The organism is Arsukibacterium sp. UBA5043 (assembly GCA_002415085.1).
Classification (GTDB): Bacteria; Pseudomonadota; Gammaproteobacteria; order Enterobacterales; family Alteromonadaceae; genus Alishewanella.
Genome location: DIBV01000002.1, coordinates 1 through 13,677, shown reverse-complemented (window position 1 = coordinate 13,677; position 13,677 = coordinate 1). Strand labels below are relative to the sequence as shown.

Annotated in this window: 14 protein-coding genes; 10 read left to right on the top strand and 4 right to left on the bottom strand. The window is 42.8% G+C overall.

Going from position 1 to position 13,677, the window contains the following annotated elements:
• Positions 1–39 precede the first annotated feature (39 nt).
• On the top strand, positions 40–1,728 hold the full coding sequence (locus tag B2Q61_RS02170; protein WP_290622012.1) for a hypothetical protein: 1,689 nt from the start codon (positions 40–42) through the stop codon (positions 1,726–1,728).
• A 99-nt stretch (positions 1,729–1,827) separates the two neighbouring features.
• Here B2Q61_RS02170 and B2Q61_RS02165 read toward each other — a convergent pair whose 3' ends face one another.
• From B2Q61_RS02165 to B2Q61_RS02150, 4 genes are all read right to left on the bottom strand, one after another.
• Positions 1,828–2,322 (bottom strand): hypothetical protein, encoded by a 495-nt coding sequence (locus B2Q61_RS02165; protein WP_290622014.1) that lies wholly within the window; start codon positions 2,320–2,322, stop codon positions 1,828–1,830.
• A 38-nt stretch (positions 2,323–2,360) separates the two neighbouring features.
• Entirely contained in the window at positions 2,361–3,632 is a 1,272-nt protein-coding gene (locus B2Q61_RS02160) for a PIN domain-containing protein (protein ID WP_290622016.1), read from the bottom strand.
• A gap of 969 nt (positions 3,633–4,601) precedes the next feature.
• On the bottom strand, positions 4,602–5,135 hold the full coding sequence (locus B2Q61_RS02155; protein WP_290622018.1) for a hypothetical protein: 534 nt from the start codon (positions 5,133–5,135) through the stop codon (positions 4,602–4,604).
• Between the two features lie 2 nt (positions 5,136–5,137).
• On the bottom strand, positions 5,138–6,082 hold the full coding sequence (locus B2Q61_RS02150) for a hypothetical protein (RefSeq protein ID WP_290622020.1): 945 nt from the start codon (positions 6,080–6,082) through the stop codon (positions 5,138–5,140).
• 427 nt (positions 6,083–6,509) lie between these two features.
• Between B2Q61_RS02150 and B2Q61_RS02145 the strand changes: the two genes are divergently transcribed.
• The 9 genes from B2Q61_RS02145 to B2Q61_RS02105 all read left to right on the top strand — a co-directional run bounded on the left by B2Q61_RS02145 (position 6,510) and on the right by B2Q61_RS02105 (position 13,340).
• Positions 6,510–7,613 carry an AraC family transcriptional regulator gene (locus B2Q61_RS02145; protein WP_290622021.1) on the top strand — a complete coding sequence of 368 codons (1,104 nt, stop codon included), beginning with the start codon at positions 6,510–6,512 and terminating at the stop codon, positions 7,611–7,613.
• Between the two features lie 109 nt (positions 7,614–7,722).
• The gene (locus tag B2Q61_RS02140) at positions 7,723–8,805 is read left to right on the top strand and encodes a serine hydrolase domain-containing protein (RefSeq protein ID WP_290622023.1); all 1,083 of its coding nucleotides are present in this window, start codon (positions 7,723–7,725) and stop codon (positions 8,803–8,805) included.
• A 353-nt stretch (positions 8,806–9,158) separates the two neighbouring features.
• Positions 9,159–9,392, top strand: coding sequence for a hypothetical protein (locus B2Q61_RS02135; protein ID WP_290622025.1), 234 nt, complete (start codon positions 9,159–9,161; stop codon positions 9,390–9,392).
• Between the two features lie 126 nt (positions 9,393–9,518).
• Positions 9,519–9,737 carry a hypothetical protein gene (locus B2Q61_RS02130; RefSeq protein ID WP_290622027.1) on the top strand — a complete coding sequence of 73 codons (219 nt, stop codon included), beginning with the start codon at positions 9,519–9,521 and terminating at the stop codon, positions 9,735–9,737.
• Between the two features lie 327 nt (positions 9,738–10,064).
• Positions 10,065–10,487, top strand: a complete 423-nt coding sequence (locus B2Q61_RS02125; RefSeq protein WP_290622029.1) for a DUF1801 domain-containing protein — start codon at positions 10,065–10,067, stop codon at positions 10,485–10,487.
• 205 nt (positions 10,488–10,692) lie between these two features.
• Entirely contained in the window at positions 10,693–12,180 is a 1,488-nt protein-coding gene (locus tag B2Q61_RS02120) for a class A beta-lactamase-related serine hydrolase (RefSeq protein ID WP_290622031.1), read from the top strand.
• A 6-nt stretch (positions 12,181–12,186) separates the two neighbouring features.
• On the top strand, positions 12,187–12,579 hold the full coding sequence (locus B2Q61_RS02115) for a DUF6249 domain-containing protein (RefSeq protein ID WP_290622033.1): 393 nt from the start codon (positions 12,187–12,189) through the stop codon (positions 12,577–12,579).
• 9 nt (positions 12,580–12,588) lie between these two features.
• Positions 12,589–13,131: an RNA polymerase sigma factor gene (locus B2Q61_RS02110; protein WP_290622035.1), complete on the top strand. Its 543-nt coding sequence runs from the start codon at positions 12,589–12,591 to the stop codon at positions 13,129–13,131.
• On the top strand, positions 13,125–13,340 hold the full coding sequence (locus tag B2Q61_RS02105; RefSeq protein ID WP_290614993.1) for a hypothetical protein: 216 nt from the start codon (positions 13,125–13,127) through the stop codon (positions 13,338–13,340). Before B2Q61_RS02110 ends, B2Q61_RS02105 begins: the two co-directional genes overlap by 7 nt.
• Positions 13,341–13,677 lie beyond the last annotated feature (337 nt).

Sequence of the window (13,677 nt, the reverse complement as noted above, 5' to 3'; positions counted from 1 at the left end):
TAGCATTAAGAGACTTTAATCATAAAAATTGAGAAATTAATGGAAAAAGTATTTAGGTCAAGACCTTTCAAAGTACGAAATGCAGACGAGTATGATGTGTCAAACATTCTCAGTCTTTTCGTCAACCCTATCAATGGTTTAGCTACTCCTTTTGACTATGAAAACTCAATTATTAAAGGGCGAATGGGGTCTGGCAAAACAATGTATTTGCGAGCCAATCATGCATATTATTTATCAGCTCTAGTTCCAAGTTTGATCGCAAAAACTGACGAATTGATACTTCCCGTCTTTATAAGGTTAAATGATTTCCAGCATATTAAAGAACCTTCTGAAATATATCGCGCGATAATAATAAAGGTAATTGAAGAGTTGACTTCTATTTATTTGCACCTTGAAGATATGAAGCACTTGGCAGCGATACAATCTGGTATACAACAAATACCAGAGAATATGCTTGGCGCTCAAAAGTTAGCGACAAGCTTGAAGCAATTGGCACAACTTGGTAGCGACGAATATATTGAGCGGGTTAGTACAGAGTTAGGGTTCAAGGGCGGAGTAAAACCCAAGTTCTTTGAGTTATCTGCTGATTGGCGAAACAGTAGCCTAACCGAACTTAAAAGAAAACCAAACCCAGGAATAAAAGATATTGAAGAGTGTTACAAAAACCTTTTAGAAGGCCAGGAGGGTAAATTACTTCTACTTATTGATGAAGCTGGTTCTCTAGATAAAAACTTTTTCAAAAACGGTGAAGATACCTGCCTATTTGAAGTTTTAATGAATCAGTTTCGGACTGCTTCATTTATTAGAACGAAAATTGCTGTTTATCCCAACTCTTTTTCAGATATGCTTACTGAGACAAGATACGGGGATTCCGTAATACTTGAAGATGATATATTTAATGATCAGGGATATTCTCGTTTCCGCTCCAGAACAATAGAAATGATGTCTAATTATTTGAACCCAAATTCTTATGAAGATACTGAAGTATTAGCAAGTGATGTTTTTAATATAACCAACAAGTCTGATGATCCTGTAGAGCAGATTATATTTGCGTCTAATGGTAATATGCGTCGGATGATGCAGCTTCTAGATTTAACGATGGATGCTGCATATTCTGAGAATAATTGTGCTGTAAAAATTGAAAAAAGACATGCAAAGTCTGCTTTGATAAATCATGCGAATAAATCAGAGTCCGAATTTAATCATCAGGACTTGGAACTCCTCCATTCTTTGGTTACGGTATGTAAAGCAAGAGGTGCTTTTAAGTTCCAATTCCCGAATGTTCCCTTATACAAATACACTAACAAGTCCCAAGAATATAATCTGATAAACGTAGTGCAGCTTGGATCAGGAAGGAGACCTACAACGTATGCTTTTGACTATTCCTATGCGGTGGCAAAGGAAATACCTACGCATAGAATGGCTGATTCGGAAAAAATCTGCCATGACAGATCAGTAGTAGAAGGAAGGTGGCTTACTAGGTCTGCGACTATAAGCGATGAGCTTATTCAGCATGCCGCTTTACCGGGAAAGCAGGAAGGAAACGTTGAATATATAAAGGGAGAATGTGGTTTCATAACATCTGACGGCAATGAAGAATATTTCTTCGCTTGTAGTGATGTAATACAGACTGATAAAAGCAAATTGGTTGTTATTGGAAAAAGAGTTAGATTTTACCCATCAAAGCTGGGTGATGCAAAGATGGCAATATTGATTGAAGTTCTTTAAACAATGTTACAGGGTCAAGCCTTGCGTTTTGCCCAGCACTGAGCGGGTTAAGATAATGAAAAGATTGATTTTAATTTTTATCTGATTCCTAATAACTCTTTATTTTTTCGGAACCATTTTTAGCGCTGCAATTACCTGATCTCTAGCAGCTTCACCAAACAAGTGTGTATTTGCCACCAGCATATCAATGGCGGCTCCATTAGATGAAGTCTGCTTAAAGATTCGCTCTTTTGCTGCAAAAGCAGGTTTAATTCGCTGGTAAACATCTTCCCACCAGTCACGACTGTATTTTTTCAGTAGGCCGGCTTTGATTGATTTAAATCGATTTTTGCTATTGAGTCCTTCGGCAGAGGCTAGAACACTTGCCCATATCATGCGTTTTTGTAGGTCATCTGGCATCCAGTTTTGTCCACGAAGATCGGCAATCACATCAGGGTGCACGTAAAGAGTGTTTTCTGAAACCTTCCTTGCTATCCATTGAGATTGAGCGCTCTCAAAAGCAACCTTTTTCTCTTCAGGGCGATACCCTTGGCAATGTTGTATCCAAGTTTCCAGCTCATCAATCGCAGCTAACTTTTTGACTAATTCTTCCAAGAAAACTCCATAATAATTGGATCTTACCCCGAGCGTTATTAGCCATCGTAGTTTGAATTAACGTATACAGTACCGTCATACCTACGATGAATGGGGAATTTCTTTTCGCAGTCATCGCAAATACACCATGCGGTTGATTTTGCACTTACGCCAAGTTCTTTCAGGTTTTCTGCCCCACAGTCTGGGCACGAAACTTTTTCCATCAATTTCTCGCGTGTAACAGGTTTTTGGAGTGCGGAAAATGGTCTGTACTGTCTTGTTGAAATACCGTCTTTAGTTCGATGCAGGTGGAACCTATTTCCGCATGAAAGACAGGCTGGTAGTGCTGAGGATCCTGGGCTATCTGATATTTCATACTCACCAGATATACTACATTCTGGGCATGCTATAGAAACGGTACTTGCATTCTTTATCCTTACTTCTTCGGATTTTACTTCTACAACCGTACTTTCCTCAGCCTTTTTCAGCTCTAGAAGCCTACTCAATGGAACGATGTAAAAATCACTACCTTTACTTATGCGTTTGAATTCTGCCTGCAATTCATACCTCGGAAGAAATCCTCTTCCTTCCACTCCGTGCAACCAGTCAGCTTTTTCATCCCCACTAACGAAGATGAGGCTGCGCTTATTCTGTTGCCCAATGTCTAAGATTGTTTTCCATATTAGAAAATCTCCAATTCCTGCATCTGGCTTTGAAGCATCTTTATATCCTGGCGGAATAGCGTGTTCATATCTTCGATACATTTCTTCCAAGGTTTTTTCTTTATCAATGCTGGGCTCTTTAACGATATCCTTTGTGAATACCGGACGATAAGCCTGACTTACAGGATCATTGATCCCCCAATCCTTTATTTTTTGACGAACGTTTTTGGCACTTGTTTTAAGTTTTGACTTTAGTGCCGATATCTCACCAATTATCGTGTTCAGTTCATTAAACTCGGTGACAGATTCAAGTATTGGATAAGATAAATTTTCGAGAGTAGTAAGTTTACTGACTTGATCTGAAATTCCTTGATAAAGCTGCGCAAGTTTATTGGGCCGGTTTTTTACAAATTCCCTGGCCACTTGTGCAGGAATAAAAAGTCTTTTTTGCGTCTTTATCTTATTGTAAACACTGACAATTTCAACGAGACTGCTTTGACCCGCCCCGTAAGGAATAAGAAGGACATTTGTGTCTAATACAATATCTGCGTTCTCGACTGCGTTTTCAAGCCCTAGGGGTTCATCCTCGAAAAATCCAGATGCATCAGGTAAAACTTCTTCGATCAGAAATACCCTTTCTTTAGTTGGTCTATGAGTTTTATCGGACATCTAAACCTTCTCAGATAAATGGCGTGGCATGCCGAGCGAAAAAGTCCATATTTGATACTTGGCTTTTTCACCCTTATAAATTTACATTGGTTGACCTTACATCGCTTTATTAAGCTTTACAACAACTTGTCAATACAGATAGTTTATGTAGGTGTAGGGTCATGGAGGTGTAGGGTCAGGTCTTGCCTTTTGCCAATCCAGAAAGAGGTGTAGGGTCATGAGGTGTAGGGTCAGGTCTTGCCTTTTGCCACTGAAATCAAAAGGGTCAGGTTCATTGATTTTGAATACTTAGGTCGCTCTCAAAGGGAATTAAGCTCTCCACAATCAAAAGGGTCAGGTTCATTGATTTTGGATAATTGGGTTGCTCTCGAAAGATATTAAGCTCTCAAGCCGACCAATCTTCAACCTGCTACTCCGGCACATGCTTAAATTCCCTGGTGTTGTTAGTTACCAAAATACAGCCTGCGGCGATGGCATTACCGGCGATAGCACCAAACCGTAGCTCGGCATAGGTAATGGCTGGGGAGCCAAGGCAGGTGTCGCAGTTGTTCTCTCAACATGCCGGATACAACGCTCTTCCTCACTCGCCGGGGCAATTATGCAAGGCTTCCTGCCTTGCACCCAGTGGGCCAGCTAAAGCTGCTCAAATTCGTTCCTGACGAATTTGTCGCCCGTTGCCTTGCGGCAGGGCTCAGACACTCCCCGGTTCGTTCAAAAGAGGTTCCATCCTCTATTGGTTCAGCCGATACCAGAAAGAGAACGGCTGGAACCCCGTTTTGGTCGACACAGAGTGTCTGAGTGAGTGCGTAAGCGCGAGCGAGTTGCTGTGGCGAGCCAAGGCGGGTGTTGCAGTTGTTCTCCCGCCATGTCGGATACAACACTCTTCCTCACTCGCCGGGGCAACTCGCCCGCACTAAGGCTACAGGGTTAAGTCTTGCGTTCTGCCACGACTGACCCTGGAGCTTTCATTCAGCTTGCTGAAGACTTTTTCATCTCAGCAAGGACTTCCTGTCTAATATGCCAAACCTTTTGCTGGTATTGCACCAGCTGCTTAAAGCGCTGAGTACTGAATAAGACTGCGCCAATAACGCCAGCGACTATTCCTATCCATGCCAGAGCGGTGAGTAGTGATGGGGAGTATTGGTTATAAACTACTACCAGCCACAGTGCCCCTGCAACAGCGCAGCAAACGGCATATGCCTGTGTCAGCTTTATGCCGCCTAAAGAGGCTCTGCCTTGAATTAATCTGAGTAATAGCGACATCAGCACAAACATCAGGGCAGTATCAGCCAACATTACCAACGTAGAAAATTCAAACCAGGTAAAGCTGAATAACAACAGCAGCACGAAACTCGACAACAAACAGCTAAGCAAAGCTGATAGCCCGAGAGCAAAATGCGGCGGGAATAAACCGTGGTAGTCAGTGCCCATTTTTGTCTTTATTGCATGCGCAATTGAAATACCTGACAGCATAGTTTGACGCTCACTTTTCGAGGGTTTCATGACTATTGCTCAATGTTCCCATACAGACCGATGGCTAAGTGTTTCATACTGCCACCCAGGGCACTACCGCCAAAAGTAATTGAGTTTGCAACTGCTTCGTGCAGCCGAATCCTGACAGCTTCATTAATCTGTACCGTATTGTATCGTTTAGGATATTGATTCGCCCTAACCATGCGCTTTAACGCACGATTGGATACCATACTGCTGGGGTTATCAAGCCTGATAATTTCTTCGGTAATCCGTTTGCGTTCCTGCCGGTTTAAGCTGCCAAGAAATTGTTTGGGCGATAAGCCGCTGGCAGCTTTTAGTCTTTGATAGTTCTTAACTAAAGAAGCACTTGAATGGATAGCAAAACCTACGGAGATGGCATCAAGTGCTAATGTCGTATGGGTGTACCACTCGTTACTGTCTAAACTATCCAATTTTTCCGGTGCAACTGATTCTGCAATTGTACGGCCCGTTGCATTTATGCACTGAACAGTTGTAATGGCCACGCCAGCTTTGGCGATGACAACACCCGCGGCGGACACACCACCTGTAAGAGGTATTGCCGCAGAGCCACCGATTAGAACCACCCAACTTAAAACCATTGCCGAGCAGCTTAAAACCAAGCCGGCTGCTTCCCATATTACCTTGGACTCACGCTGGTCTTGTTTCAGTTTAGTCGCATATTGCTCTACCGGAACCCGGGGTGGCTCTTTCATTATCAGATATAGTGGCTCAGCACGGCATGATTCAACAAGAGTGACCGCAGTAAACTCTGAATCAATAAAAATAATACCTACACCGGAAAGATCTTGCCCTAAAGCATTGCTCTGGATAAGCCGTTGATAAAGATGCTCTGGGTTAAACATAAACTGCAAACGTGCTCTTAACGCAGCTTGTTTTTGCCTTTGCTGCTGAGCATAGCCAGGTAAATTTAGTGAGGGTAGTGTGGAAGATTGCATTTTTGAGTCCTTTCAAACCAATAAGGCAGCAGATTTCCGGGTAAAGATACTTTAGATGGTCAAAAATGTAAATTTAAATGATCTTAAATAAAAATAAAGTAAATTGGTTGGGTGGGAATAAGATGAACGTACTACTTTCAGTGTGGGTTTTACCGAATCAAAAGGGTCAGGTTCATTGATTTTGGTGTAAAAGACCCCTTTTAAAACGGACACCCTTTAACTAAGCGATAGGCATAAGCCTATCTTTAAGGAGTGTCTATGGAGCGTATTGAAATTTTAACTGGCGAACTGTAGTTGCCCCGCTAAAACGGACAGTACTACCTTGCCATTTTGAGAGCCTGACTTCGTTCAGGTAAAAGTTAGCGTTGCTTTGAATAACTTTTGCAAGCTAAAATGCTTACTTAATTTAACAAGTTAATACTATAGAATGTCGTCAGATCTTGCTTTAGTTGTATTTTTCTTGAAGCTTTTACTCGCAAGCTTTCTGATCACTGTTCGCACTGGCAACCATAAAAGTAACTGCATTCTCGGTATTTATTTGGTAGTTGCCGCTCTTGATATCAGCAATTTTGTATTTCCCGGTTTTTATAGTGCCTACTTAACACTCGACATGTTAAGAGCCAATTTAGTTGCCCTTGAAGCTCCAATACTGTTTTTTTATGTGAAATCACTTTTGCAAAGTGACTTTCATTTTAGCAAACATGACTGGCTGCATGTGTTGCCACTGGTTGTCATCAATGTAGTATTCATGCCGCGCTTTTTCCTCGCCGACGAGCAAGGAAAACAGCTGTTTTACAGTAATGCAAGTCCGATGGTAGAAGTAATTTTTACTCACATCTTCTTATATTCATTGATGGCGATTTATTTACTCTTTATATTCAGAGCGCTAAAAGTTTACAACAAGGTGATAGTAAATACCTTTTCAGAACACAGCCAGATAAGCAAGGTATGGTTAACTCGCTTTATGCAATTATTTCTGTTCAGTTTCCTTGTTATTACGTTACGAAATATTTTCAAATTCAGTGAGTTACAGCTTGCCTTTAACCAGCTCACTAACCTGATGATGTTTACAACGCTGGCGTTTATTAGCTGGATTTTATGGCAAGCGTTAAATCGGCCTGAAATATTTAAAGGTGTAAACTCCGCTTTGCTGCCTCGGGGATCTACAAAAAATACCAGGGCACTTGACCACGATCAGGCAACATATAACCTGGCATTGTTAACCGAACATATGCGAAGCAATAAGCCATTTCTGCAAGCGAACTTAAATATAGACAAACTGGCATCAGCTACAGGTTTATCAGCCCAAGACATATCACAAACCTTAAATCATCATCTTGGGCAGCATTTCTATGATTTTATCAACGCCTACAGAATCGAAGCTGCCTGCCAACAGCTTGCTGCTAGAGAACATCAAGATAAAACGGTTTTAGATATTCTTCTGTCCAGTGGGTTTAATTCTAAATCGTCTTTTAATACTGCCTTTAAAAAACACATGAAGATGACACCTTCAGAATATCGGAATACATAAAAAATTCTTAACCCATTGAAATAAAATGCGTCCGACTTTTTTATTCGGTCGAGCCCATGGGTAAAATGCCTTAAGGTTTACCTCTATTTGAACAATAAAGGTAAATGTAATGTTAGGGTACGCACTCCGGGTAATAATCATCACTTTCTTATTCTGTCAGCCAAGTTTCGCGCATTCGAGCAAGGTAAAGCTTGAGCAACAACTTCAACATGACGCAGAAATGTTTTTAGCTAACGAGCAATTTGTTTCTCTTTCCGTTGGCGTTGTTGCAGGTAAGAACTCTTATACCAAGCACTTTGGTGAACTCACGATTGGCAAAGGAAACAAGCCAAACGACGAGACTTTGTATGAAATAGGCTCGGTTAGCAAAACCATGGTCGGGCTATTAACTGCTTATGCTCTACACGACAATAAGTTAATGCTTGAGGAAAATATTAATCGTTATATACCGGAGGACCTGAGCAAGGTGAGTCCAGAAAGCAACCCGATCACCATAAAACAGTTGCTTAGCCATACCTCAGGTCTCCCCAGAAGCCTTGAAGACTTGGGGTTATCTTTTAACACTTCAGACGAACAAGCTTTTTTAATGCAACTTAGTACTTATGACACATCGGACAAAAAAGGAAGCTTTTTATATTCCAGCGTCGGCACTGAGCTATTGTGTTACTTGCTGCAAGAGTTGTATCAAATGCCGTTCGATTCTTTGTTAAAAGACGTTCTGTATCGCCTGGCAAATATGAGAAATACTCAAGTGAAGATAAGCCATCAGCAGCAACCACTTTTAGCTAAGGGTTACGATAAAAACATGGAACTTGTAGCAGTTACAAGTGAAGCCCGCATTCTTTGCGGCGGCAGTGGCTTTATTAAAAGCTCTATGTCAGATCTGGTTAAATACATGGCCTTGCAGCTGCAACAGCAAAATCCTATCGTAATCACGTCTCAACAGACGTTATTTGAAGTAAGCAAAACGGATGCATTAGCTTACTACTGGATACGCTCTACCGATGAAACCCTTGGTACTTACTTTATTCATCACGGTGGATTAATGGGTACGCAGAACTGGATGATGATTTTCCCTCAACATGAGTTAGCGATATCTGTGATCACCAATTCTGGCTCGCCAAGGGCTGCTGCGGAGCTGCGCAAAATAGGCATGAATATCGCGAAAGTGATTATTAATGCCGATAAGTAATAACCTGATGCTGAGATATGGCAAAGCGTGAGATTTATGGGATCATTTATGAATTCAATAATTGTATCGAAGTGTCCGGTTTTGACGTTTACCTGCCGAAATGCGGTCATTTTAATCAACTAGTATGAAAAATGACCACTCTAAGCTACCCAAATGTCCTGAGCTGGATTAAACGACAGTCACTAAGCATGTAGCGTTTTACTGCAATAACTAAAATCCCGGCCTAAGAGCCGGGGTTTTTCATGGATTAATGTTAAAAATGGTTTAAATAGTGGCTTTGGTAAGGCAGAATCTCAATGCGAAGTTGATGGTCAGGACCTGAATGTGCAAATTAGTTCGGTAGTAAAATAGCTATGTTAAAAATCAAGCCGGTATTCTACTCTGCCATCATTGTTATTGTTGTTTCTGCTTTGAATTTTATGGTTTTTTTGGAAGCTTACAAAAAGCTTGCTTTCCCATTTATCCATGAAGAGCAAAGAGTGGAAAACGCACCTTATATATTTTTATACATATTGCCCAGCTTTGTTCTGGTTGCTGTTATTTCATTGGTGTTAATTAAAATGACGGCTAAGAAAATGAGTAAATAAACGCTCGTGAGCGCTATTACTTCGCCTTCCCGGTAGCATACGGGCAGACAACAAGTTCTTGCCAACCGTTAACCTTTATTTTAGCGACTCAAAACAGATCTGGTTTTGGGAGGTTAGGTAATTGCTATGAAAAAACTCGCCATATATGCACTGCTTGTTGTTGTCACCTTTATCTTAAATTTTGCCATTTACAACCTGTCGTTTAATTCACAAGCCACGCCGTTCTTGCATGAAGCGCAGAGAGTTGAAAGCGGCTTACTGATGTTGAAAACCACCTTGCCCGCATACTTTATTGCCGCTGTTGTTATTGCGGCGATGTTTTATTGGCTGGGGAGACGCAGGTAGGGCTCTCTAAAATGAGGGGTGATGGATTATCTTGGAGAGAATAAGGAGTCGGAGCTAATAAACGTTAAAACTCTACCAGGCATTGAAATTAAAGGAATTAAGCTAGGAATTTTATAATTGTCTCCGACCCCTTTTCCATAATTGTCTCCGACCCCTTTTCCAAAGATTCAATGTCATTCATTTATAGCTAATTTGCTTCAGCTGAAACGTAAACAACCCTATCGATCCCTATTTATATCGCCGCACTGGTGTAAACTCTGTTTCAGGCAAAACCAGTCTCTCAATGCGTTTGCCGGGGAATTCTCCATAATAGATAAGGTTGAAGATATGGCGGAACTTAAAACTAAGGCAACAGCTGCCAGTGTGGAAGATTACATTGACTCACGGGCGTCTGACGAGCAGAAAGCTGACTGCCACGCTTTGATGTCGATGTTCCAAAAGATTACCCAGCAGAGCCCGAAAATGTGGGGGCCAAGCATCGTTGGCTACGGCTCGTATCGTTATGTCTATGACAGCGGAAGAACCGGCGAAACCTGCCTCACTGGGTTTGCGATTAGGGGGCGGGAGCTTGTCGTTTATTTGTCCTGTGAAGATGCTGAGCAGGAAAAACTGCTGACCAGGCTTGGGAAGCACAAGATGGGCAAATCCTGCCTGTATTTCAAACGGCTGGCTGATCTCGACTGCAATGTATTAGAGCAGCTAATCGTCAATTCCATTGCTGCTGTGCAGCATCGTTACGGTACACTTTAGCCAGCGGCGACTAACCAATAAAAATCAAAAGAGTCAGTGCCATTGATGCATAACTGCTTTGCTTCTGCTGTAGTATCAATGAACCTGCCCCTTTCGTGGCCCTTTCGATCGCTATCGATCCCAGCAACAAAATTTATTTTCTATTATTAAATCCAAATCAGATCCTGAGTGCATCTAAGTTTTAAATTAACTCACAGGATATGATATGACGCTTTTAAATACTGTTTCCCGGCACGTTTTTTTTGCTGCCGTACTGCTGGCAACAAGCCCTTTCGCCGCGGCAACCGATACCCACATACAAAATATGAGCCTGCATGATGAACTAGCTCAACAAGACGCTTTGTTTTTTCAGCGTGGCTTTAACGAGTGTGATATCGCTTATCTGGACGCAACTGTCAGCCCTGAGCTGAGGTTTTATCACGACAAAAGTGGTTTTCAGGATAAAGCCTTGTTTATGCAAAACACGCAAAAATATATTTGTGGTGATATGGCGAACAAGCCCATCCGCAAATTAGCCGCCGACAGTTTGAGTACCTTTCCGCTGCATCGTGACGGCATATTGTATGGTGCAGTGCAGCATGGGCAACATCAGTTTTATTTGCGTGAAGCGGGAAAACCAGACCAGCTAACCGGCACGGCACGGTTTACTTCGGTCTGGTTAAAGGCTGGAGACGATTGGCAACTTAGCGATGTACTTAGTTATGATCATCAGCCGGCTGAGGTCGTTAACAGCAATATTCAAGCGGCAGCTATTATCAGCTTGCTACAAAAAAATAAGGTGCCCGCGCTGGGCCTGGGCATTATTGAGCATGGCAAATTGGTGTCCACTCAAGTATATGGCGAGCTGACGCCAGGTACTAAAGCACCGCAAAATACCCTGTTTAAAGTGGCATCGTTAACCAAACCAGTGGTAACCATGCTGACGCTGCGGCTGGTTAATGCAGGCAAACTTCAGCTTGATGAACCCCTTGCAGCCTACTGGGTTGACCCGGATCTTAAAGCTGACCCAAAACATTTATTGCTGACACCCCGAATTGTGCTGACGCACCAAACCGGCTTTGCCAACTGGCGCTATCTGGAAACAGACAACAGGTTACGTTTTCAGTTTAAGCCCGGCACGCAACATCAGTATTCTGGTGAAGGCTTTGAATATCTTCGCCGGGCGCTGGAGCATAAATTTGGCCAATCGCTGGAAGCCCTGGCACAGCAATATGTATTTGAACCGGCAGGTATGACCGATACCTATTTTTGGTGGTCACAAGGAGTGAATGAACACCGCTACGCCCGCAACCACGACAGCAACGGCAAGGCATTTGAGACAGAGAGATACTACAAGGCAAATGCCGCCGCCAATTTGATCAGCACGGTAGACGATTACAGCAAATTTATGGTGTTTGTCATGGCGCAACAGCAAGCAATGCCGGCAGTGTATCAGGACATGCAAGCGCATCATGTCGGGATCGGGCCTCAACATTATTTCGGCTTGGGCTGGGAGATTTTCAGTGGTTTCCCGGGTGAGCAATCGTTGCTGCTGCATAGCGGCCGTGATCCCGGCGTGTCCACCTTAGCTGTGTTTTCACCGCAAAGCCAAAACGGTTATGTTATTTTTATGAATGGCGATAATGCCACAGCGGTACTTGAACAACTTCTGCCGCAGCTGTACCTTGGTGCAGAACTTTGGCAACGAAATTAAATAAGTATGAATGGACAAGAATGGGCAGAGATTTTGGTGCCGCTTATCGTCTTCAGCGCGTTGGTCGCGCTGATGGGGTTAATACTGCTGTATAACTACAAGAAAAAACGCCTGTTTTTGCAGATGATAGAACGCTCATTACAACAACAGCTAACGTTGCCGCCGGAAACAATCCGCGAAGTGGCGCGGCACTTTTTCTCAGCAAACCGTGATACCCGTAAAGGTGTATTTTTGTTGGTGTTGTCAGCCAGCATTCTGGCGTTTTCCTACTTTGCCGATTTTCGTCAAAATGGCAATCTGGATTTAAACGATGCCTTAAACGGCATTGCCATCTTGCCGGCGTTGTTAGGGCTGGCGTTTTTGCTGTTGGCCCGGCTTGATCGGCAACGGCTGTATTAAGACAATGTTGTGTCGCTAAAACAGGCCTCGGTTGAGCAACTGGTTGCCATAGTGCAGGTGTCCGGAGATACGACAGCTTTTAATGAGCTGTTCAGCCGTTATGACAATAAATTGCGCGGTTTTTTGGCGTTTAAATCTGCCGAACAACGCCACGACATTGATGATTTGGTGCAAGAAACTTACGTTAAAGCCTTTTTAAATATTCAGCAGTTTCAGCAACAAGCGCAGTTTTCTACCTGGTTACTGCGGATTGCTATCAATGAAATGTTGCAGGCTAAACGCTCAGGTAATATTTTCTCCGCCCTTAAACAGCGTTGGTTCGCTGCAGAAGCCGGTACGCTTAGCCATACTGACAACACAGCCGCACAGCTTGATGCCGCTACGCTGATTGCGTCTTTATCAACCATTCAACAGCAAGTTTTTGTTTATGCCGAGTTCTATGGTTATTCGCAAACTGAAATTGCCGATAAAATGCAGATCCCGTTGGGTAGCGTAAAAACCTATATGATGCAGGCGCGAACGACGCTGGACAGGAGTAACGCTCAATGCTGAAACTGACATTAAAACAAAAAATCAGACTCTGGCTGCGGCAGTATCGCCGCAGCGTGGTTATAGCCCTGTTTTGCTTGCCCGCCCCGCTGCTGATGTTGGCTTACAACAGCCTGCTAAACACGGAACGTACGCTGTTGCCGTTACTGACATTGACACAATTGGCGGCGGCTGCATTACTGGTTATCGTGGTTCTTATTCTCAGCGACTAGATGCATCAGCACGAATATCGTAGTGGCTTAGCGTGGTTTTTAATTTCATTAATGTTGGGGCCTATTGCCACTTTAATACTGGCTCTGGTTTCCAAGCTGCCAGAAAATCGGTAAGGGGAAAAAGAGGGCGGAGCTAATAAATAGCTCGTAGTCTACATTGAGAAATGGATTTTAACAGGCTGGCTTTTATAGCCAGCCTTAGTTCTTGCTGCGCGGTAGAACAGCTCCGGTAGTGCTTTTAGGGATTAAAGGGGCCGGTTTAGTCCATGTCAGTGTGTGGAGTAACCCTTTATATCAACAGCATTAAGTACAAAGGGTAATACACCCATTTTTAATT